Below are 22,449 nucleotides of genomic sequence, written 5' to 3' on the forward strand. Positions count from 1 at the left end.
CTTACCTCGCTACGTATATAAATGACATCTCTTTAATGAACTTCTCGAATCACCTCACGGATCCTCTTGTATATGTTGCAATCTGCTTTCTCTGTTTTCCGCAGGTCTTATCGTCCTGGGCAGGTTTCGAATCTCGATTGTTTCAGTCTTTTTGTTTTGTTACTAAACTCCGTTTAGTAACCCCCGTTTTTGTTGGGACTGCAAAGGTAGAAATCTTTTTGATATTGTCAAGCTTTTATTTAAACTTTTTTACTTTGTTTTATTTGGTGATTAAACCTTCAAAACAACCTCTGACTCTTCTCTACTGAAATCTTTCAAACTCTTCTCTCTGTATCTCTCGCACAAACCCTTCCTCCGAAGCGGGATGCAAAAGTAAGAAAATTAAACGCCCCCGCAAACAATATCAACCTTATAATTGTATTGCATTCCTAACTACATGCAGCACAGTCTATAAATCGTAAAACAGAGCCTGTATAACCATCAACTTCCCCTCATTATCATTTGATTTCTATCGAATATGATCTCCATCATTTCCTGATTCCTTCGTAAAGTGGAAATTTGGACATTATTCATTTGAGATGATCATATACAAGACCTTCAGTTTTGATTCGGCACATTATCTACCTTATGTACCGCTAGGCCATAAATGCGGTGGTATGCATGGCCATACCTATACCTTAAAAGTGTTTCTGACCGGGACTCCAGAAATAGAGAGTGGTTGGATTCTTGATTATACAGATCTAAAGAACGGCATCCGTCCTATTATTGATTTATTAGATCATAAGCTACTAAATGAAATTCCGGGTCTGGAAAATCCGACGGCCGAGCAGCTGAGTTTGTGGCTATGGAATAAAATCAAGCCAATATTTCCCGGCTTATGCAAGATAGAACTGAACGAAACACCAGGAACAGGAGTGATTTATGAAGGATAACGATAAGCGGGCTGTTGCCATTTGGCTATATTTCGGTGCTTTCTGTATTATGGTTCAGATCTTATTGGGCGGCATCACCAGATTAAGCGGTTCTGGTCTTTCTATTACTGAGTGGAAGCCTCTGATGGGCTTTCTTCCGCCATTAAACGAGGTAGAATGGCAACATAGCTTTGATCAATACAAGAAGATAGCTCAGTTTCAATTGGTTAATGCGCATTTCTCGTTGGAAGACTATAAATCTATCTTTTTTTGGGAGTGGTTTCATCGTAATTGGGCGCGATTTATTGGTCTCGCCTTTATCCTTCCCTTTGGTTATTTCCTATTCAAAAGAAAAATAGACCAGAAGCTCATCTTACCCATTTTCATTCTTTTCCTATTGGGCTTACTGCAGGCGGTAATCGGATGGCTGATGGTAAAAAGCGGGTTAAATGACACCGACATTAGTGTCAGTCACATCAGATTGGCCATACATTTCATTTCTGCCATCGTATTGCTTGGTTACACCTTATGGTTGGCCTTCAAATTAAGTCTGGATCACTTAAAAATGAGGCACCGACTACAATTTTCTAAATTAAATACAATTATAGTTGTATGGCTATTCATTCAACTGATTTACGGTGCGATGATGGCGGGAACACATGCTGCACTTGCTGCACCTACCTGGCCTGACATGAATGGGTCTATCCTGCCTCCAAATCTATTGGGACAAGTTTTTTCCATACATCAACTCACTGAAAATCTATTGATGATCCAATTTGTGCATCGTTTTCTGGCTTATACCATTTGCCTATTGATCTTTTTGCTGTATGTAAGAACATCATCATGGAAAATCAACAAGTATTTAGCTTATATCCGAATTGCGCCGGTACTATTGGTATCGATACAGATCATATCTGGTATTGCGGCACTACTTCATAGTTTAAATGGCGATTATAAGAGCTATGCCCTATTTCATCAGTTTATTGGAATGCTCTTAACTATATCTTTATTACTCCTGCTCTTCCTCAATCAAAAGAAAACATAACATTACTCTACTTAAAAAAGTATAGACAAGAAACGCTGTGTAAAGCCAAGGAAGTTAAGGAGGCATAACACTGGAGAAGCGTAAGACAGCGAGCAGTCAGAAAAAACAGGCAGTAATAAAGTCCAAAAACCGGACATAAAAAAATAGGGTGCCTTTTGGACACCCTATTTTTTTTTATGATTAAAGAAGGATTAAGCTCCTAATTGTACACGTTTGAATGCAATAACGGTTAGACCGGCAGCAGTATCATTTAAGAATTTACGAACGTCTTTAGAAGAATCTTTAACGAATTCTTGGTTTAATAAAGTACTGTCTTTGTAGAATTTGTTCAATTTACCAGCAGCAATTTTTTCTACCATTTCTTCAGGTTTACCTTCAGCACGGATTTGTTCTTTAGCGATTTCAGTTTCACGCTCAATAGTAGTAGCGTCAACATCAGCTTTATCTAAAGCAACTGGGTTCATTGCAGCGATTTGCATAGCTACATCTTTACCAGCTTCATCAGCGCCATCAAATGCTTGGTTTAAAGCAACCAATACACCTAAGCGGTAATTACCGTGGATATAAGGAATAACTTTTTCACCAGAAACAGTTTCGAATTTAGAGATACCGATTTTTTCACCGATTTTACCAGTGTTTTCGATGATAATCTCAGAAACCTTTTGACCATCAATTTCTAAAGATAAAAGTTCTTCTAAAGAAGCAGGGTTTTTCTCGATAGCAAGGTCAGTGAATTTGTTAGCTAAAGCTACGAAATCAGCATTTTTAGCAACGAAGTCAGTTTCGCAGTTTAATTCAACAACAACACCACGTTTACCGTCTGCTGTAGCTTTTGCGATAACAACACCTTCATTAGAATCACGGTCCTGACGAGAAGCTGCTACTTTAGCACCTTTTTTACGTAAGTAATCAACCGCTGCTTCGAAATCACCGTTAGTTTCGATCAATGCTTTTTTGCAATCCATCATACCAGAACCGGTTTGTTGGCGTAATTTATTTACGTCTGCTGCAGAAATTTGTACTGTAGACATCTTATTTCTTTTTAAGTTTTTATTAAAAAATTATGGGTTGTACGATGTATGTTGTAAGGAAGAACCCGCAACGCACAACATACAACCCATATTATATTATTTAAGCTTCTTCGCTAGTACCTTCTTCTTCAGTATCAGCATTTACTTTTTTTCTTCTTGCGCCAGGAGCAGCAGCTTCTGGAGCATCAGCAGCAGCTTTAGCAGCTACAGCTTCTTTTTCAGTTTCTTCGTCTTTTTCACGTTTGCGCTCGTCTAAACCTTCTTCAATTGCTTTGATGATTACATCAGTAATTAAAGAGATAGATTTAGTAGCATCATCATTCGCTGGGATTGGGAAATCGATGTTAGAAGGATCAGAGTTAGTATCAACCATTGCGAAAGTTGGAATGTTTAATTTCAACGCTTCGCTAACTGCGATATGCTCTTTTTTAACGTCAATTAAGAAGATAGCAGCTGGTAAACGGTTAAGATCCGCGATACCACCTAATAAGCTTTCTAATTTAATACGCTCACGTTGGATCATTAAACGCTCTTTCTTAGAAAGGATCGAGTAAGTTCCGTCTTTAGTCATCTTGTCGATGTTAGACATCTTTTTGATAGACTTGCGAACAGTAGCAAAGTTGGTTAACATACCACCTAACCAACGTTCAGTTACGAAAGGCATGTTTACTTTTTTTGCTTGATCAGCAACGATTTCTTTAGCCTGTTTCTTAGTAGCTACGAAAAGAATCTTACGACCAGATTTAACGATCTGTTTGATTGCTGAAGCAGCTTCTTCAGTTTTGGTTAAAGTTTTATTTAAATCTATAATGTGGATTCCATTGCGCTCCATGAAAATGTAAGGCGCCATTTTTGGGTTCCATTTACGGGTAAGGTGACCGAAGTGTACACCTGCATCCAATAAGTCTTGATATGTAGTTCTTGCCATTGTGTTTGTCTCCTTAAGATTAACGTTTACTGAATTGGAATTTCTTACGTGCTTTCTTACGTCCTGGTTTCTTACGTTCAACCATACGCATATCACGGGTCATTAACCCTTTAGCGCGTAATGCTGGTTTTTTCTCAGCATCCAATTCCACAATAGCTTTAGCGATAGCTAAACGAACTGCTTCTGCTTGACCTTTGATACCACCACCTGCTACATTCACGTTAACATCATATTGACCAGTCAATTCAGAAACTTCGAATGATTGGTTAACGATGTATTGTAAAGGTAATGTTGGGAAATATACTTTATGATCTTTACCGTTTACGGTAATAGTGCCGTTGCCTTCTTTTAAATAGATGCGCGCAACAGCAGTTTTTCTTCTTCCTGAAGTGTTAGTAACTGACATTTCTTTCTTCCTTTAATTAAAGTGTAATGGTTTTTGGTGATTGTGCTGCATGAGGATGTTCTGCACCTGCATAAACAAAAAGGTTGGTGTATAATTTAGCACCAAGTTTTGTTTTAGGTAACATACCACGTACCGCTTTCTCGATAACACGCTTAGGATGTTTCGCCATTAACTCTTTAGGAGAAATGAAACGCTGACCACCTGGGTAACCAGTGTAAGAAATATAGCGTTTGTCGCTGAATTTATTTCCTGTCAATTTAACCTTATCTGCATTGATAACGATAACGTTATCTCCGCAGTCTACGTGTGGGGTATACTCAGGCTTGTTTTTACCACGGATGATCATAGCGATCTTCGATGACAAGCGCCCCAAAATCTCGCCTTGTGCGTCAACAACAACCCACTGTTTGTTAACAGTTTTTGCATTGGCAGAGACAGTTTTGTAACTTAACGTATTCACTTGCTTGTATTTAATTTGTTAAACAATTATTTATTCACCCTAAGATTTAGGGACTGCAAAGATAGATAGAATTATTTAAATACCAAACAGTTGAAGAAAGATAGTTTGTTTATTTATCGATTCGAAAGAAAGTAACCGCAGCAACGGGAATGATTACTCGCCTAGAAACGTTAGAAACACACCATGCTCCTCAAAAAAGACACTGGATTCCAGCTAAAAAAACATTCCTTGCCATTCCTAAAAAGACTTCCAATTGCTTAAGCACCGATTGGAAGAGTCCAATTTTTGTAGCCCCATACCGAACCCTATACGAAGGAGCCACTCTTCCCGACTACTACCCGACCACAACTATACTTCGTCCTTTTTATCTTTCTTCACAAAAAACCGGGGGTTTTAAGGTAAAAAAGACGAATTCTTATTAAAACTTAAAAAAACGTTTGTAACCATAAATAGACTTCTCAGCCCATCTTAAACTATTTCTTTGATAAAAAGAAGCTTAAAGAAAAATCAGATTAAAGACAATTATTGGAGTTAAGCAGCAAAGCATGAGTTATATTTTACTTTTCGGTTACCTGATGCGCTTTAAAATACTGCAAACTGAAAAACAATTGTAGTATGATACTAAGCAAAAATAGCGAAGTCGGTATTAAATAATTCCAAACATCGGCAAAGTACCGATGTTCTATTGCGGACTGTACAATATACGTACAGCCCATTGTCAAATATGCCCAAAAACAAAGACAGCAAATGGCCAATCCGGCATAGACTAAACCAAATTGACCTTTTTTCTGTATCTTTTTAATCACAAATGCATTAAAAATCACCACGATACAAACTCCTCCAATCAGCACAAAATTTCTCCCCGTTACGAATAATAGCAGGTAAGCCATCGCTAGGAAAATATTCAGATATGACAGACGCTTCAACATTTAAGTTAATTTAAAACTTATCATCTCAAAATTTACACCAACCATTTCCATTGGGAAACCCAAACAAACTATTCGGCATCGTCTTTGTTAACTATTTGACGACAACTAACAACAGGAGCCGGCAGTTCTACCCTCATCAACAGAAGAGGTATTATTGGTGGATCGCAAATCAAAAACTACATTTATGAAAAAGGAAACTAAAATAATTGCAGGAATACTAGCTGGAGCCGCGCTTGGTGCTGCCATCGCATTAATTATTTCATCGGATAAAGATGGAGAAATGAAAGACAAAGTATCAGACTGGTTTTGTGACCTATTAGATTCATCAAAAGAGAAACTGGTAGATGCGGCGGGTCAGGTAAAAGACACTATTGCTAAAGTTAGAGCTTAAGAAAATTAATGAGGATTGCATTTCATGGGGCGGCACGTACCGTTACAGGTAGTAAACACCTAATTACTTTAAAGAACAACACTCAGATTTTATTAGACTGTGGGCTATTTCAAGGTTTGGGAAACCTGACAGAAGGATTAAATGAATCCTTTGGCTTCGATCCAGCTCAGGTTAATTATCTTATCCTGTCTCATGCACATATAGATCATTGCGGTTTATTGCCACGGTTGGTTGCTGAAGGTTTTAGAGGAAATATTTATTGCACCCCTGCCACCAGTGACCTCTGTCGTATTTTGTTATTAGATTCTGCAAAAATTCAAACACAGGATGCCGAATACGCGAATAAGAAATTGCGGGAGGGCGAACCTGCTGAAATGCCATTGTACACAGAGAAAGATGTGTTGCAAACCCTAAAACAGTTTAAAGTTATTCCCTACAACTGTGATTTTCAAATAGACATAAATGTGATCTTAGGCTTTACAGATGCGGGACATATTGTAGGCAGTGCAGCAGTGCATTTGAAAATTAATGAGGATGGCAAAACGACAAATCTTACTTTCAGTGGTGATGTGGGGAGATATGGAGACCTGTTATTGAAAAGCCCGCAATCCTTCCCGCAGGCAGACTATGTCATTATTGAATCTACCTATGGGGACTCCTTACATCAGGACGTTGCCCCGATAGAAGATACTCTAAGAGAAATCATTGAGCAAACTTGTCTCATTAGAAAAGGGAAAGTGATCATTCCAGCCTTTAGTGTGGGCCGGACACAGGAATTACTTTACGCGTTGAACGCAATGGAGCTGAAAGGCGAACTACCTGATGTCCAATATTACGTGGACAGCCCATTATCGCTACAAGCTACAGAAGTCTTGAGAGATCATCCTGAAGTATACAATAATGGTGTAAAAGAAGTGATGAAGGTAGACCATGATATCTTTGGATTTAAAGGGTTAAAATTCATTGAGAGTGTCGAAGAGTCTAAAGCACTAAACGGGGATCCACGTCCATGTGTGATCATTTCCTCTTCCGGTATGGCTGAAGGGGGGAGGGTGAAACACCATATCCGCAATAACATCAGTGATCAGAAAAACACCATTCTGATGGTTGGCTATGCAGAACCCAGATCATTAGCCGGTAAATTATTAGCTGGACAGAAGCAGGTTTGGTTGTTCGGTCAGGACTATGACGTGTTTGCCGAAATTCGCTCCATCAAATCGATGAGTGCACACGGTGATTATGAAGATCTATTACAATTCCTATCTGGTCAGAACCCTTCCTTAGTGAAACAAGTCTTTCTTGTTCATGGGGAATACAAAGTACAACAGGTATTTGCACAGCACTTAAGAGATAAAGGCTTCCAAAATGTGATCATTCCAGAACAGCATCAGGAATTTGAGGTCTAACCATTAAAGGTTTTTTTATCTTTGCAGGATGGACGTTTTTGGTGAAGCCTTAAAAGATCAGTTTAGAAAACCGCCTGCAGAAACCCTGTGGGTACACAATTCTTATGATGAGCCGGAAGAGATGCCGGTCGACATTTATTTTAGAGATGAAGCAGAAATGCCTGAACTTGAGCTTAAAGCTCTGGAACTCTGCAAGGGGAAAGTGTTGGATGTAGGTGCAGGTGTGGGCAGTCACGCCCTCGTACTTCAAAACCGCGGCTTCGATGTAACCGGAATGGACATCTCTGCTCCTGCGGTAGAAATCATGAAGGAACGTGGGTTAAATCAGGCCATCGAAGGCAATATCCTGGTCTATAAAGGTCAAAAATATGACACACTTCTTTTCATGATGAACGGAATTGGCCTTACTGGTTCGATTTCCGGGTTAAAATCATTTTTAAAACAGGTCAAAAATTTATTGAACCCTGGTGGACAATTGATCTTCGACAGCTCAGACCTCTCCTATCTTTACCAGGAAATTCCATTTCCTAGTCATGGGTACTTCGGAGAAGTGAGTTTCAGGTACGAATACAAAGGATTAAAAGGGAATTGGTTTAAATGGGTGTATGTAGATCAAAGTACCCTGATTGAAATTGCAAAAGCCAGCGGATGGGAACCGGAAATTATCTTCGAAGATGGACAGGATCAGTACCTCGCTAGACTTTCTCTGAAAGTATAATTATAATAATAGTAAAATCAATATTAAAGCAGTATTTAAAACACAAAAAGGCCATATCATTTTGATACGGCCTTTTTGTGTTTTATCGCGTTTAACTCAGCTATACTGCCAAGTAATATATTCGATTAGGCCTTTTCTTCCCAGATCGCTGCGATATTAATAATTGTTTCTACTGCTTTTTCCATATCCTGAACAGAAGCCCATTCTTGTTTACCATGGAATGCATGTTCTCCGGCAAAGATATTAGGACAAGGTAAACCCATGAAAGAAAGACGTGAACCATCTGTACCTCCTCTGATACTTTGTCTTTTTGGTTTGATACCAGCTCTTTCGATGGCTTCAATTCCATAAGCGATTACTTGTGGATACTCATCCAATACCTTTTTCATATTGCGGTATTGTTCTGTGATCTTCAGTTCGTAAGTTGAATTTGGAAAATCTTCAATAATGTTTCTTACTGTTGCGTCCAGCAATTCGCCATTAGCTTCCAATTGTTCATCATCAAAAGCGCGCAAGATAAAGCGTGCCTCGGCTTGTTCTACACTTCCGCTAATGGTTACCGGATGTATAAACCCTTCTTTTGCTTCTGTCGATTCTGGAGAAAGGCAATCAGAAGGTAATGAACTGATCACATCTGATAAGATTTTAATGGCACTTTCCATCTTATCCTTTGCAAACCCAGGATGTGTACTTACCCCTTTGATGGTCAATACAGCTCCATCGGCGGAGAAAGTCTCATCCTCGATAGATCCTAAAGTTTCTCCATCTACGGTATAGGCAAACTCAGCGCCTAATTTTTTCAGGTCCGCTTTATCTACACCTCTACCGATTTCCTCATCAGGAGTAAATAAAATTTTTATTGTTCCGTGTTTGAAAGTTGGATTTTGCATTAAAAAAGATGCCGCTTCCATGATTTCTGCCAAACCAGCTTTATTATCTGCACCGAGCAAAGTTGTCCCACTGGCAGTAAAAATATCATTACCGATCTGGTGTTTCAAATCAGGATGCTCCGACATTTTCAATACAATGTTATGGTCATCAGGAAGGACAAGATCCTGTCCCTGGTAATTGGCATGAATAATTGGTTTTACATTCGTCCCACTACAGTCTGGAGATGTATCCATATGTGAGCAAAAACAAATCACAGGAACCCTCTTCTCCGTATTTGAAGGGATAGTCGCATATACATAACCAAAATCATCAAGATGGGCATCAGTGATTCCCATTTCTAATAATTCCTCCACAAGAACCTTCCCTAAGTTCTTTTGCTTCTCTGTAGAAGGCACCGTTGGTGACGTTGGGTCTGACTGCGTATCGATCTGCACATATTTAGCAAATCGGTTTTGAAGGGAATTGTTTTTATTTTGATAATTTAGCATAGTCTTAAAAAAAAACAAAGCTAAATAATTTGAAAGCAATTATCACTGGATGCCTGACACTTCTATCTTTTATTACTGCTAAATCTCAGTCCAATTTCTATAAAATCAGCGTGGGCGGTGGTTTTGGGCTTACTCAATCGTTTACTGATGTCAGAAAACACGACTTTGGTCTCGCAGGTTCTGCTGTGTTGGATTATTATTTCACCCCTTTTATCAGTGTTGGGTTAGAAGGTCAAATGGGAGAAATCAATGGTGGGGATGCAAAAAAGGATCCTTATGGCAGACAGTTTATCAATTCCTATAAAGCGGTAAACGTAAATGCAAAGCTCGCGCTAGGAGAATTAATTGATTATGACCCTGGGAGTTTTGCAAATAGCATCAAGGGTTTATACTTCGGTACAGGAATTGGCGCAGTGATGAATTCCGTTACTAATGTGAGAAGAAGTACGTTGGAGCAAGAAAAACCATTTCCTGGTAAAAATGAATCTACTGATATGCTGGTTCCAATCAATTTGGGGATTAACTTTTATTTCGCAGATAAATCAGGATATACCCGATATATCCTAAACTTCAATTACCAGAGCAACCTGACTTTAGGAGAAGGGTTGGACGGTTATGACGACTCTTCCATTAAATTTAAAACTGGTAAGCCTGATGTTTACACTTATTTCTCGGCCGGACTAAGGTACCAATTTGGCAGCATGGGCCTTTCTTCCAGGACCATATTTTAACCTTAACATTCATGAAACGTCTCCTTCCTGCTATATTTCTTTGTGCTGCACTGAATGGCTTTGCCCAACAAACCCCATTTGAAAAGAGTGGAAAAACCGCAACGGCAACTTATGCTGAAGCCATACAACATTATCGGAACTTGTCAGAAAACTATCCCCAAGCAAGACTTCTGGATTATGGCATGACTGATTTTGGCAAACCATTGCAATTGCTTGTACTTTCAAAAGATAAAGTGTTTGACCCTGTGCTCCTCAGAAAAAGCAATAAGAGAATATTATTGATCAATAATGGGATTCATCCAGGAGAACCAGAAGGCATTGATGCCTGTATGATGTTGGCCAGAGACTTGCTTCAGAAGAAACAATTGCCACAAGACGTAGTTATTTGCATCATTCCGATTTACAATATTGATGGAGCCTTTAATCGCAGCGGAACCTCCAGGGCAAATCAAGAAGGACCTGTGGCCTATGGATTCAGAGGCAATAGTAAAAATTATGACCTGAATCGTGATTTTATAAAAACAGATTCCCGCAATTCCGCAGCTTTTCAACAGATTTTCAATATTTGGCAACCAGAAATATTTGTGGACACACATACCAGTAACGGTGCCGACTATTCCTATACCATGACACTCATTCCTACCCAGAAGGATAAGTTGCAGTCCGAATTATCAAATTACCTAACGGAAACCATGGTTCCCTCTTTATATGATAAAATGAAAATTAAGGGTTATGAAATGACCCCCTATGTGAATTCTGTGGAAGAAACTCCTGATCAGGGCATCACGGGTTTCCTAGAATCCCCGAGATATTCTACTGGATACACTACCCTGCACAATACCATCGGCTTTATGCCGGAAACACATATGCTCAAAGCCTATGATAAAAGAGTGGATGCTACCTACAAGCTTTTGCAAAGCTACATCGACATCGTTCAAAGAGATGCAAAGCTCATTGGGGAAAATAAGAAAAAGGCAGATGCAGCCGTTGCTTTACAACAAGAATTCCCTATCATCTGGACACTGGATAAGACAAAGGAAAGTTCAATTGTGTTTAAAGGCTATACGGCAAAATATAAACCCAGTGAAGTGAGCGGACTACCTAGGTTATACTATGACAGAGCGGCCCCTTATACCAAAGAGATCAAATACTGGAATACCTTTGCTCCTTCCCTAACTGTGCAAAAGCCGATCGCCTATATCATTCCTCAAGCCTGGACAAAAGTAATCGAGCTGTTAAAGTTAAATCGGGTAAAAATACAGCAGCTGGCAAAAGACACAACCATTCCTGTAGAAATGTATCAGATCAGTGATTATAAAACATCAACACGTCCTTATGAAGGTCATTATATCCACAATGCAGTACAGATAAATCCTATAAAGCAGGATCTGCTTTTCTATGCGGGAGATTATGTAGTCTATGTGAACCAACCGGTAAACCGCTATATTGTGGAGACCCTGGAACCACAAGCAATGGATTCATTTTTCAACTGGAATTTCTTTGATTCCATTCTTGGCATGAAAGAGCATTTTTCTGCGTATGTTTTTGAGGATACCGCAGCGGAATTGTTAAAAAATGATCCGACTTTAAAAGCGAAGTTGGAACAGGAAAAACTGGCGAAACCAGAATTATTAAAAAATGCGGAGGCACAACTCGACTTTATCTATAAAAATTCCGTTTATTACGAAAAAACTTACCTGCGATACCCTATTGGCAGATTACAGGTAGCACAACAATTAAATTTAAAATAACAATGGACTACCTTACCCAAACCCCCGTTGCCTCAGTCATCTTTCTTTTCACGATCGTTACCAGTATTTATGCTTTTAACGACCCCGGCCTGTTTGGGAAATTTATGTTACACCCTTATAGTGTATCCAGAAAACACAAGGTATACACGTTAATCACCAGCGGACTAATCCATGCAGATTGGATGCACCTGATCTTTAACATGATGACTTTTTACTTCTTTGCCTTCAGATTGGAAGCCATGATTGGTTCCTGGCAATTTGGTTTATTGTACTTTTTAGGACTGATTTTAAGTGATATTCCTTCAGTAATTAAGCACAAAAACGACATGTGGTACAATAGCCTCGGCGCTTCTGGTGCCATCAGTGCTGTATTGTTCAGTTTTATCTTATTTGACCCCATGTCAAAAATGATCATCTTCCCACTACCTATCCCAATCTGGGCATGGTTGTTTGGATTGATCTATTTAGCATATTGCTGGCAGATGGCAAAAAGATCTGGTGACAATATCAACCATGATGCCCATTTTTTCGGTGCCTTAACAGGAATGATCGTTACCGTATTACTTGTTCCGGGGATCATTCCTCATTTTATTAGCCGCCTTATTGGGTAGCAGGCAAACAAGCCGGTTCAAAATAACTGATCGGTTTTGTTGGGTCTTTAATAATTTCAAATAACGTATGTCCCCATGGTTTCCAGAAATCCTGTAATACCTGGGCATACGTTTTATGTTGCCAATGATCAAACAGGGCTTTATTCATTGTCCCTCTCAATGGCATCGCATCAATATAAATCGTTCCTTCTACCGGCATTACCGTGTACTCCGGCAATCTGTTGAACAGATATGCGGAATAATAAAAACGTGCACAAAGTTCTTCAAATTGTTGTGGAGAAAGAGGAGTAGTACCAATCTGCGTTAAAATCTCCTGATGAAACTTCTTATTCGTTCCATTATCTTGAAGGCAGGCGATAATTCCAAAATCCTTTAATTTCAAAGAGAAGGTCATGGTATTAATCTCATCTCTAAAACTAAAGCTTGTGTCTTGTTCTGCTAAAGGGACTACGATGATAGACCAAGGCGTAAAATCTTCATATACTACTGGTCTATAAATGCTTTGAAGCATAGTATTCAGATTTCCGAATTTATGCATCAATCCTTGTGACATATTCACGCCATCTGCGCTGATCTGCTGTAAACGAACTGCGGCATTCATTTCAATATAAATCAAGCTGTACATAAACTTACCGATCCACTTAAACAATTCGTCTTCAGGCAAAGCGGAAACCGCAGCATACCCCTCAGAGAAAGCAGTCGCAATTTTATCTTCCAAAGGTTGAATAAACTGGTTGTTTACTTCTGCACTACAAGGCACCTTTAAGGTATTGTAAGCACGTACACTCTCATCTAGCAGTTTAATTTGCTCTTCTCCAGAAAAATTGGCGACCTTCAATAGCCAGTCAGGCAATACATTGATTTCCTCCACTGGAGCATTAAAGGTGTCACCACTTAAGAAGCAGTTTTTATATTTAAAATCGAAGTTTTTAAATGGCTGATATATCGTGCTATTCATACTGGGTACAATATTAAGTATATTATTTTTACATTCGTTGCAGCGCTGATTTTTTAACTTTGATATTACTAATTACCCCATTTATGTCCATACAGGTCGCCTATACATCCTACAACCTTGAGTTAAAACATCCTTTTACTATTGCTAAATTTTCGAGAACCAGTACGCCTGTGATACTCTTAAAACTTGGACATGATAATCAGGTTGGATATGGGGAAGCCTCTATGGTTCCTTATCTGGGCGAGAGTATAGCAACGGCGACTACTTTTTTAAAAAAGGTAGACTGGAATCGCTTTTCATTTCCCTTCAACTTTGAGGAAATCAGTGCCTATTTAGACCATATTGACACGGGTAATACCGCTATAAAAGCAGCCATTGACATCGCATTAAATGACTTAAACGGAAAGCTTTTAGAGAAGCCATGTTATGAAATTTATGGTGCCGACCCAACAAAAATGCCCCTTGCTTCTTATACCATTGGTATCGATGAACCAGATGTGATCAGGGAAAAAGTATTGGATGCTAAAAAATTTAGCATTCTAAAAGTAAAGTTAGGTCGAGACAATGATAAAGAGCTGATCCAAACCATACGCAGCTTAACGGATGTACCCTTATACATCGATGCCAATCAGGGCTGGAATAACAAAAAACAAGCTATTGACATGATTTACTGGCTACATGACCAAGGTGCTGTACTCATTGAGCAGCCGATGGACAAGTCAGACTTAGATGGTAATGCCTGGTTAACTGGAAGGAGTCCTATTCCTATTCTGGCGGATGAAGCTGTACAGCGGCTAAGTGATATGGATGCCTTGAGAGGCGCCTATCATGGCATAAACGTAAAACTAATGAAAAGTGCAGGAATGTATGAGGCTGCTCTGATGATCAAAAAGGCACGCTCTTTTGGCATGAAGGTATTGATTGGCTGCATGAGTGAAACCTCTTGTGCAACACAGGCTGGAATGTCCCTTGCTCCCTTATGTGACTGGGCTGATTTGGATGGTCCCTGGTTAACCAGGAACAATCCTTTTGATGCCCCGCAAATTGTTGCGGGGAGATATCAGTTAAAAAATTTAGCTGGATTAGGTCTAGAAGGAATTAGCCCTTCAATTCAGCTTCCTTTTTCTTAAGTGTAGCGCGCATCTCTTTCATTAGTTGCAGCTTTACATAAAGGAAAAAAATACCCGTAGCCACAAAAAGGGCCATGGCCAGGTATTGTTTATTGTTGAAACCCCAGGTTCCACCAAAGATGGAAATGATAAGACCCAGGTTGTAAAATACGTTTAATGCTATTTTCTTTCCCATGATTTAGTAAACAGGCATGCTAGGATCGAAGGCTTCTTTCCAAGCAACGATACCACCTTTAAGGTTATATAAATTGGTTAATCCATTCATTGCTTCTAACTGCATCACTGCAGCTGCACTTCTTTTACCACTTCTGCATTGAATGATTACTGGTTTATCTGTAGCAATCTGATCTGCTTCAATTAAGATACCACCTAAAGGGATGTTCAAACCACCAAGATTCGAGGCTTCATATTCGAAAGTTTCCCTCACATCAATCAATTGGAAGTCTTCTTTATTGTCGATCTTTTCTTTTAGTTCCTGAACGGTTATTTCCTTTATCATATTTTTAGCTTTTTTCAAAGATAAGCAATGATCAAAATATTAAGGGCAAAAAAACCACAAAATCACATTTAGATGAAGATAATGGGATCATTTCGAGCAAATTACTGTAACAACTAGGTGAGCTAGGCGTTTAATAGACGGTCTTTAGTAACTTTGTATTTTACATCATGAATTCTATATCTCGTTTCTTCTGGTTTTGCTCGGGGGCGCATATTTCCACACTCGAGAAACACCCCACTGAACACAATAAATACCTGGGAATAGGCGCAACCATTTTCTTTACAGGTCTTTTTGCCGCACTATCTGGTGGCTATGCCATGTATTTCGTTTTTAAAGGAGATGCAGCCGCCGTACTTTTTGCGGTATTTTTTGGCTTAATCTGGGGACTGGCAATTTTTAATATGGACCGTTACATTGTAGCGAGTATCAATAAGAGTGCAAGTACCAATAAGCAAATCTTACAAGCAACACCAAGGATTTTACTGGCCATTATGATTGGACTGGTGATTTCCCGTCCTTTAGAATTGAAAATATTTGATAAAGAAATTAAAGAGCGGTTAAAAGTCAGTTACCTGAATAACCAGCGCTCCAAGATCGACACCTTAAATGCTTCTTTTGGGAATAAGTATAAGATCGAAATTGGAAAGCTTAATGAAGCCAAAGCGGAGCGCGATTCTTTATCCAACGCCATTAAGGAAGATCGTCAAAAGTTAAACTTTGAAATCTTTGGTAATAAAACATTGGAAACTTCCGGGGTAATGGGGTATGGTCCTTATGCGAAAAGGAAAGAAGCGGAGTTGAAACAAAGAGAGCAAAATTTGGACACGCTAACCGCGGATGTCCGGGCATTGGAAAAATTCGTTGACGGAAGAAAACAATTTGATGGACTGATGACGGAGAAACTTTATACTGGAAAGCAGTTAGACAGCCTAAGTAATATTGCCGGCTTTGCAGATAGGAACTGGGCATTGGGCCAATTGAGCTTCAATACCGATGGCACCAGAGATGTGAATACTTCTCTTGCAGTCACTTTCATTGGCCTTCTTTTTATCTTCTTTGAATGCCTTCCTGTATTTGTGAAGCTGATGAGCGATCGCGGCCCTTACGACCATTCAATAAAAAACCTGGAGGCTGTACAAGTTTACGCTTCTGATCGGGATAAAGATTATGAAATTGCCGTCATGGATGGCATACAGGAGACGCGGATCGAGACCGAAATCGAACGTAGAAAAAGGCAATTACTTCATCCTTCACAGGAAGAATAACATTCTACCTGGCCGCCAACATAATGAATCCTTAAAAATTACTGCCTGAAACAGTATAAATCATCAACGCTAACCCATAAAAAAACAATTATTCTGATGAAAAAAACCATTTACACCTTACTAGTCGTGTTCCTGGCGCAACAAGCATTTGCGCAAGACATTGATAAGATCATTACCAGACCTTACGTAGAGCGCCTAATCAAAACACTGAGCAGCGATGAAATGGAAGGCCGTGCAACCTACTCTCCTGGCATTGATAAGGCCGCAAATTTTATTGCCGCTGAATTTAAAAGCATTGGATTGAAACCTTTGGAGGGAAATGGCTACCGACAAACCTTCACCAAGAAAAAGCTAAAACCTGTCAGCACACAAGTAAGTATTGATGGCAAAGATATCCCTGCCGAGAACATCCTTGTCTACGGTAATACTGCGGAAACACAGGTATTCGATCAAAGCAATAGTGCTGGCTGGATCAAACTTGATCCAGCAAAACCTTTCAACGCTCAGCTGAGGGCATTGACTAAAGAAAACAAAAAGCAATTGGTTTTAGTTGATCCGAAATTTGCAGATGTTTTCAAAAGAATCCGTGAGTATTTAGCGCAGGGTGCAGAACTTGATGAGAAAAAATCAGATAATGGCAGTACTGCTTTTGTTCTTGTACTTGGTGTGGATACCGTAGCTAAAGATTTTAGAGTCAACTTAAAAAATAAACTGGAAACACTGACCTTATTTAATGTGGCCGGAGTGATTCCTGGGAAATCAAAAGCAAAGGAGTTTGTTGTTTTCTCTGGTCACTATGACCATTTGGGGATTATTAAATCCGGAGATACAGACAGCATTGCAAACGGTGCAGATGATGACGCTTCTGGAACCACTGCTGTGATTGCCCTTGCGAAATACTACAAAAAACTAAATAACAACGAGCGCACGCTCATCTTTGTGGCCTTTACAGCAGAAGAAATCGGCGGTTTTGGAGCAAAACATTTCTCTGAAAAGCTAAATCCTGATGAAGTAGTTGCCATGTTCAACATTGAGATGATTGGTAAGGACAGCAAATTTGGTAAAAACACGGCCTTTATCACTGGTTATGATAAGTCAGACTTTGGAAAGATTTTACAGAAAAATTTGGAAGGCACAGAATTTACTTTCCATCCAGATCCATATCCACAACAAAACTTATTTTACAGAAGTGACAACGCCACTTTAGCCGCGTTGGGAGTTCCTGCACATACGATCAGTACAGATCAGATTGACAGTGATAAATACTACCATACCGTAAAAGATGAGTTTGAGACCCTGGATGTAGACAACATTTTATCTACGATCAAAGGGATTGCAAAAAGTGCCAACAGCATTATTAAAGGTACAGACACTCCAACCAGAATTCCGAAATTGAGTAATTAACTATAGTTATATTTTTATGACCTTTCTTAAACCTAACAAACTATCATTTCTTGCTGCTGCTGCACTATCGGTCTCGATGAGCCTGGGCTTAACCCTCCCTACTCTTGCGCAAAAACAAGAAACCCTTTTAGTCCGCAGCCCTGCTGTAAGTGCTAATAATTTGGCTTTTGTTTACGGTGGCGATATCTGGATTTCCGACAAAGATGGAAGTAATCCAAGGCGACTAACTGTAAACCCAGCGGTGGAGCAAAACCCTTTGTTCTCTCCTGACGGAAAACAAATTGCCTTTACTGGAAACTACGATGGAAACACCGATATATATGTGATCCCAGTGGAAGGCGGCGACCCAAAAAGAGTCACTTTTCATCCTGCTGCAGATATGTTAAGGGGATGGCTAGACAACAACCAGTTGTATTTTACATCTACCCGAGATTTTCAGTTTGCTTTAAGTCCGAGGATGCACCAGATCAATATCGACGGCAGCGCTGAAAAAGCATTACCAATGCCAGAAGCAACTCAAGGTACCCCATCTGCTGACAAAAGATACTGGGCTTACATCAAAAACACCGATCCTACAGAACGCTCCAACGTAGCATTTAAACGCTATCGTGGTGGTGGAATGCCACAAATCTGGATTTTTGATACCCAGACAAAAGACATAGAAATCATTCCCGGACCAGGATCCAACAATGTGAAACCACAATGGGTTGGTAACAAGGTTTATTTCTTATCCGACAGGGATCTGACTATGAATTTGTTCAGCTATGATGTGAAAAGTAAAAAGACGGAAAAGCTGACGAATTTCAAGGACTACGATATTAAAACATTGAGTATTGGTCCTGGTGTTATTGCCTTTGAACAGGCTGGCAAAGCGCATATTTTAGAAACCGCAAACAACAAAGTGCGCAGTGTAGCGATCAGTATTCAGGCAGATGCACCTTACAAAAGGCCGCATTACATTGATATGGCTAGTGACATCCGCAATTCAGAAATCTCTCCTACAGGAGTTAGGGCTTTGTTTGAAAGTCGCGGGGAGATTTATTCCGTACCTAAAGAAAAAGGTGATGCCAGAAACTTATCAAACTCACCTGGAAGCTATGAAAAATTCCCGGCATGGTCGCCAGATGGGAAATATATCTCTTACTTGTCCGACAAGAACGGTAGTTATCAACTGGTACTCCTGAATCAGGCAACGAAAGAAGCGCCAATTTATATTCCACTAGGTAAAACGCCATTCTATTACCAGCCGGTATGGTCGCCAGATAGCAAGAAACTATATTATGGTGATGCCCACCTGAACTTATTTTACATCGACATCAATAATCGCAAACCGATATTGGTGAAAGCAGATACCCAAGGTTCTACTACTGGCAGGTCTTTTAGTGCACTACAGCCAACCTGGTCGCCGGATTCTAAATGGATTTCTTATGTAGCTACCTTGCCAAATGCGGTAAGTGCTGCGTATTTATACAATCTGGATACGGAAAGTCATACGCAGGTAACTGATGGGATGAGCGATGTTAATGGTCCGAGTTTCAGTAGAGATGGCAAATATTTATTCTTCCTGGCGAGTACGGATGTTGGCTTAACCAATAGTGGATTACACATGTCTGCTTATCAGCGCCCGGTAAATTACAACGCCTATGCTTTGATCCTTTCTAAAAAAACACCTTCTCTTTACAAAACGGAAAGTGATGAAGAGGTAATCAAATCAGAAGATACGCCGGCAAAGAAAAAAGAAGAGCCTAAGAAAGAAGATTCTAAAAAAGACAAGAAAGAAAAAGATAAAAAAGGAAAGGACGAAGAGAAACCTGCTACGCCAGCAGTAAAGAAAACCATAGAGGTAGACCTTGCTGATTTGAGTGGCAGAATTATTTCACTGCCTATACCTTCCAGCGGACTTCAAGGTCTTGATGGTGGCGTAGACGGACAGTTACTTTATTTTAGAAATGGGGAGCTAGGTTCCCTGGATTTGAAAAAAATGGAAACCAGCACGTTGATTTCTGGTCTTTCCAGTCTGAGCGTAAGTTCCGATGGAAAGTCTATGCTTTACGGCTCCCGAGGTAATTACTACATCGTTGACGCAGGTAAAAAACCCGCTAGTTCAGAAAGCGGAAAGCTAAAACTAGAGGGCATCAAAGTATTGGTCGATCCTACCGCAGAGTGGAAACAGATGTTTGATGAAGTTTGGAACATGGAGAAAGATTTCTTCTATGTAGAAAACATGCATGGCACCGATTGGCCGGCAATGAAAGTGAAATATGAAAAATTCCTTCCTTATGTAAATCACCGCTCTGATCTTTCCTATGTTTTCAATGAGATGATGGGCGAGATGGTAGTTGGACACAACTATATTTATCCTGGTGATGAGCCTAACGCACCTTCAGTCTCTGTAGGCATGTTGGGTGCAGACTATGAAATAGACAATGGACTTTATAAGATCAAAAAGATTTTCACCCGATTAGATTGGAATCCAACCTTTAAAGCTCCACTTGCGGAACCAGGCTTAAACATCAAAGAAGGTGATTATATCGTGGCTGTAGAAGGAGTCCCTTTAACTGCAAAGACTTCTATTTATAGCCTTTTTGATTTCAAAGTAGGCAAACAAGTCGCAATCAAAGTGAACAGTAAGCCGAGTTTGGATGGCGCAAGAGAAGTGGTTGTTGTGCCCGTGGCTGCCGGACAAGAGTTCGAGTTGAGGAAAATGGATTGGATGGAGAACAACCGCAAAAGGGTTGATAAACTTAGTGATGGTAAAATCGCTTATGTGTATATGCCAAATACCGGTCCTGATGGCTACACTTATTTCAACAGGTATTATTTCTCACAAATGGATAAAAAAGCCTTATTGATGGACGAAAGAAACAACGGTGGAGGTTGGGTTGCAGATTACGTAATCGACTTATTGAGCCGTGAATTAATGAGTTACTGGGCCATCAGAGATGGAAAAAGTTTCACAACTCCAGGCAACGGCATCTTTGGTCCAAAAGCAATGTTGATCAATGAGAATGCAGGTTCTGGAGGTGATATGATGCCTTATATGTTTAGGAAGAAAGGTCTGGGTAAACTAGTTGGACGTACCACCATGGGTATCCTGGTTGGAATCAGCGGTTATCCAAGGTTGCTGGATGGTGGAAGCATCACCTCTCCTAACTTCGGTGTTTATGATACTGACGGAAAATGGATCATCGAAAACGAAGGTGTAGCACCGGATCATTTCGTGGAACAAACACCTAAAGATTTACTGGAAGGCAGAGACCCTCAATTGGATCGCACGATTAAAGTGCTACAAGACGAAATGAAAACTTATAAATATCCGAATGTAAGCAAACCTAAAGACCCAATACGCGGACATTAGGTTAGAAAAGACCATCGCTTTATTCGATGGTCTTTTCCATCACATAATCATTCATAAAGAAACCGTTGCCAATTTCCAGGTTAACGGTTTCTTTTATTTTAAATCCGGCATTTTTATAAAATTCCGTCGATTTATTCTCACGATTCACATTTAATTCCAGGCTTTTTCCGCCTGCTTCTTTTACCTTATCAAACACCTCATTGATCAGGAGTTTACCAACCCCCTTCCCATGGACTTCCGGCAACACATAAAGCTTATGTAACTTATAGGCGTCATCGCTATTTTCTAATTTTGAATAAGAAGCAAATCCTACGTCTTTCCCCTCAACTTCTGCAATCAGGAAAACATAACCTTCCAATAGCTGATCTAACAGAACGCCTTTATTATACATCTTTTCCAACATATAATCGATTTGCTCAGCACTGATGATGCCACTATAGGTAGGCCCCCAAGTGATTTTTGCAATCTCCTGGATGGAACTTAAATCTTTCTCTTTTCCTCTTCTAAGCAGGATCATAGTTTTTCGCTGATAAACAGATAAGCACTATTAAAATCGAAAGTAACGAAGCCATCATTGATCACCACGAAATCCTCATTTTCATTTTGTTTCAGGTTACTGGTTTCAAAATAGGAAAGAACTTCAATATGGAAAATACTGTCTTTCGGTTTCCATACCGAGAATCCAGACTTTATCGCGTATGCTTTCTCCGTTGCGGTGAATACGACGATGTTGATTTCATCAATATAACTTCCCAATTCCCTTAGCTTCGCTTTGGTATCAATCACATTGACTGCAGAATATTTTTCCTTAATCAGGTAATCCAATACGGCGTCCAGTGCTTCCCCTTTGGCAGGAATGACTTTCGTATTTTCTTGAGAAAACTCCTGGTCTACAGGGTTCACTACAAGGTCTACTTTTAGGCCGAGGCTAATCATTTTCTCATAAAGCGCCGCATTGACGATTAATGTAGGGCTCCACTCCAATAGCTGACCCAGGTATTCTTCATTAAACTCACCTAAATCATGAATATATAAGGCTGGTTCTTGTTTTTCTCTAACGATGTGATGTGATGACATAAAACAAATATATTGTAAAAACCCTTAAAACAAAGGAAGGCCGGTAAAAACCGGCCTTCCT

General features: G+C 39.7%; 24 protein-coding genes. 13 read left to right on the plus strand and 11 right to left on the minus strand.

Features of this window, described 5'->3' with window-relative positions; all coding sequences use genetic code 11:
- Positions 1-578: 578 nt before the first annotated feature.
- A complete protein-coding gene (gene queD / locus GM920_RS14170) occupies positions 579-932 on the plus strand; it encodes a 6-carboxytetrahydropterin synthase QueD (protein WP_182958532.1) in 354 nt (117 codons plus the stop codon).
- Positions 922-1,956, plus strand: coding sequence for a COX15/CtaA family protein (locus tag GM920_RS14175; RefSeq protein WP_182958535.1), 1,035 nt, complete (start codon positions 922-924; stop codon positions 1,954-1,956). Before queD ends, GM920_RS14175 begins: the two co-directional genes overlap by 11 nt.
- Before the next feature lie 191 nt (positions 1,957-2,147).
- On the opposite strand, the gene tsf is transcribed toward GM920_RS14175, so the two are convergent.
- From tsf to rplM, 4 genes are all read right to left on the minus strand, one after another.
- Positions 2,148-2,987, minus strand: a complete 840-nt coding sequence (gene tsf / locus GM920_RS14180) for a translation elongation factor Ts (RefSeq protein WP_062550775.1) — start codon at positions 2,985-2,987, stop codon at positions 2,148-2,150.
- Between the two features lie 100 nt (positions 2,988-3,087).
- Positions 3,088-3,915, minus strand: a complete 828-nt coding sequence (gene rpsB, locus GM920_RS14185) for a 30S ribosomal protein S2 (protein WP_062550776.1) — start codon at positions 3,913-3,915, stop codon at positions 3,088-3,090.
- A gap of 19 nt (positions 3,916-3,934) precedes the next feature.
- Positions 3,935-4,321 (minus strand): 30S ribosomal protein S9, encoded by a 387-nt coding sequence (rpsI, locus tag GM920_RS14190; RefSeq protein ID WP_069378174.1) that lies wholly within the window; start codon positions 4,319-4,321, stop codon positions 3,935-3,937.
- 16 nt (positions 4,322-4,337) lie between these two features.
- Positions 4,338-4,781: a 50S ribosomal protein L13 gene (gene rplM, locus GM920_RS14195; RefSeq protein ID WP_008240173.1), complete on the minus strand. Its 444-nt coding sequence runs from the start codon at positions 4,779-4,781 to the stop codon at positions 4,338-4,340.
- A 149-nt stretch (positions 4,782-4,930) separates the two neighbouring features.
- On the opposite strand from rplM, the gene GM920_RS14200 reads away from it, so the two are divergent.
- Complete coding sequence (locus tag GM920_RS14200) at positions 4,931-5,203, plus strand: hypothetical protein (RefSeq protein WP_182958537.1); 273 nt, start codon at positions 4,931-4,933, stop codon at positions 5,201-5,203.
- A 135-nt stretch (positions 5,204-5,338) separates the two neighbouring features.
- On the opposite strand, the gene GM920_RS14205 is transcribed toward GM920_RS14200, so the two are convergent.
- Positions 5,339-5,710, minus strand: coding sequence for a hypothetical protein (locus GM920_RS14205; protein WP_182958539.1), 372 nt, complete (start codon positions 5,708-5,710; stop codon positions 5,339-5,341).
- Between the two features lie 184 nt (positions 5,711-5,894).
- Between GM920_RS14205 and GM920_RS14210 the strand changes: the two genes are divergently transcribed.
- The 3 genes from GM920_RS14210 to GM920_RS14220 are packed head-to-tail and all read left to right on the plus strand — an operon-like array spanning position 5,895 to position 8,225.
- Positions 5,895-6,101 (plus strand): YtxH domain-containing protein, encoded by a 207-nt coding sequence (locus GM920_RS14210; RefSeq protein ID WP_182958541.1) that lies wholly within the window; start codon positions 5,895-5,897, stop codon positions 6,099-6,101.
- Between the two features lie 8 nt (positions 6,102-6,109).
- Positions 6,110-7,507: an MBL fold metallo-hydrolase RNA specificity domain-containing protein gene (locus GM920_RS14215; RefSeq protein ID WP_182958542.1), complete on the plus strand. Its 1,398-nt coding sequence runs from the start codon at positions 6,110-6,112 to the stop codon at positions 7,505-7,507.
- A 28-nt stretch (positions 7,508-7,535) separates the two neighbouring features.
- The gene (locus GM920_RS14220) at positions 7,536-8,225 is read left to right on the plus strand and encodes a class I SAM-dependent methyltransferase (RefSeq protein WP_182958543.1); all 690 of its coding nucleotides are present in this window, start codon (positions 7,536-7,538) and stop codon (positions 8,223-8,225) included.
- A 125-nt stretch (positions 8,226-8,350) separates the two neighbouring features.
- Here GM920_RS14220 and pepT read toward each other — a convergent pair whose 3' ends face one another.
- Entirely contained in the window at positions 8,351-9,604 is a 1,254-nt protein-coding gene (gene pepT, locus GM920_RS14225) for a peptidase T (protein ID WP_182958545.1), read from the minus strand.
- 29 nt (positions 9,605-9,633) lie between these two features.
- Here pepT and GM920_RS14230 point away from each other — a divergent pair, with 29 nt between their 5' ends.
- The 3 genes from GM920_RS14230 to GM920_RS14240 are packed head-to-tail and all read left to right on the plus strand — an operon-like array spanning position 9,634 to position 12,697.
- Complete coding sequence (locus GM920_RS14230) at positions 9,634-10,335, plus strand: hypothetical protein (protein ID WP_182958547.1); 702 nt, start codon at positions 9,634-9,636, stop codon at positions 10,333-10,335.
- A gap of 11 nt (positions 10,336-10,346) precedes the next feature.
- Positions 10,347-12,086: a M14 family metallopeptidase gene (locus GM920_RS14235; RefSeq protein ID WP_182958548.1), complete on the plus strand. Its 1,740-nt coding sequence runs from the start codon at positions 10,347-10,349 to the stop codon at positions 12,084-12,086.
- 2 nt (positions 12,087-12,088) lie between these two features.
- Positions 12,089-12,697, plus strand: coding sequence for a rhomboid family intramembrane serine protease (locus GM920_RS14240; RefSeq protein ID WP_182958550.1), 609 nt, complete (start codon positions 12,089-12,091; stop codon positions 12,695-12,697).
- Here GM920_RS14240 and GM920_RS14245 read toward each other — a convergent pair.
- Positions 12,687-13,655, minus strand: a complete 969-nt coding sequence (locus tag GM920_RS14245) for a hypothetical protein (RefSeq protein WP_182958553.1) — start codon at positions 13,653-13,655, stop codon at positions 12,687-12,689. The genes GM920_RS14240 and GM920_RS14245 overlap by 11 nt on opposite strands.
- Positions 13,656-13,738: 83 nt before the next feature.
- Here GM920_RS14245 and GM920_RS14250 point away from each other — a divergent pair, with 83 nt between their 5' ends.
- Complete coding sequence (locus GM920_RS14250; protein ID WP_202986118.1) at positions 13,739-14,785, plus strand: dipeptide epimerase; 1,047 nt, start codon at positions 13,739-13,741, stop codon at positions 14,783-14,785.
- Here GM920_RS14250 and GM920_RS14255 read toward each other — a convergent pair.
- Both GM920_RS14255 and GM920_RS14260 read right to left on the minus strand, forming a co-directional pair.
- Positions 14,754-14,960 carry a DUF6358 family protein gene (locus GM920_RS14255; RefSeq protein ID WP_182958556.1) on the minus strand — a complete coding sequence of 69 codons (207 nt, stop codon included), beginning with the start codon at positions 14,958-14,960 and terminating at the stop codon, positions 14,754-14,756. The genes GM920_RS14250 and GM920_RS14255 overlap by 32 nt on opposite strands.
- A 3-nt stretch (positions 14,961-14,963) precedes the next feature.
- A complete protein-coding gene (locus GM920_RS14260; RefSeq protein WP_182959209.1) occupies positions 14,964-15,281 on the minus strand; it encodes a rhodanese-like domain-containing protein in 318 nt (105 codons plus the stop codon).
- A 170-nt stretch (positions 15,282-15,451) separates the two neighbouring features.
- Here GM920_RS14260 and GM920_RS14265 point away from each other — a divergent pair, with 170 nt between their 5' ends.
- From GM920_RS14265 to GM920_RS14275, 3 genes are all read left to right on the plus strand, one after another.
- Positions 15,452-16,549, plus strand: a complete 1,098-nt coding sequence (locus GM920_RS14265; RefSeq protein WP_182958558.1) for a DUF4407 domain-containing protein — start codon at positions 15,452-15,454, stop codon at positions 16,547-16,549.
- A gap of 96 nt (positions 16,550-16,645) precedes the next feature.
- Complete coding sequence (locus tag GM920_RS14270; RefSeq protein ID WP_182958561.1) at positions 16,646-17,953, plus strand: M20/M25/M40 family metallo-hydrolase; 1,308 nt, start codon at positions 16,646-16,648, stop codon at positions 17,951-17,953.
- 16 nt (positions 17,954-17,969) lie between these two features.
- Positions 17,970-21,311, plus strand: a complete 3,342-nt coding sequence (locus tag GM920_RS14275; protein ID WP_182958564.1) for a S41 family peptidase — start codon at positions 17,970-17,972, stop codon at positions 21,309-21,311.
- Positions 21,312-21,330: 19 nt separating this feature from the next.
- Here GM920_RS14275 and GM920_RS14280 read toward each other — a convergent pair whose 3' ends face one another.
- The gene (locus GM920_RS14280) at positions 21,331-21,828 is read right to left on the minus strand and encodes a GNAT family N-acetyltransferase (protein WP_182958566.1); all 498 of its coding nucleotides are present in this window, start codon (positions 21,826-21,828) and stop codon (positions 21,331-21,333) included.
- Positions 21,825-22,388: a thiamine pyrophosphokinase gene (locus GM920_RS14285; RefSeq protein ID WP_182958569.1), complete on the minus strand. Its 564-nt coding sequence runs from the start codon at positions 22,386-22,388 to the stop codon at positions 21,825-21,827. Before GM920_RS14285 ends, GM920_RS14280 begins: the two co-directional genes overlap by 4 nt.
- Positions 22,389-22,449: the final 61 nt, after the last annotated feature.

It is taken from the genome of Pedobacter gandavensis, from assembly GCF_014172405.1.
GTDB classification, from domain to species: domain Bacteria; phylum Bacteroidota; class Bacteroidia; order Sphingobacteriales; family Sphingobacteriaceae; genus Pedobacter; species Pedobacter gandavensis.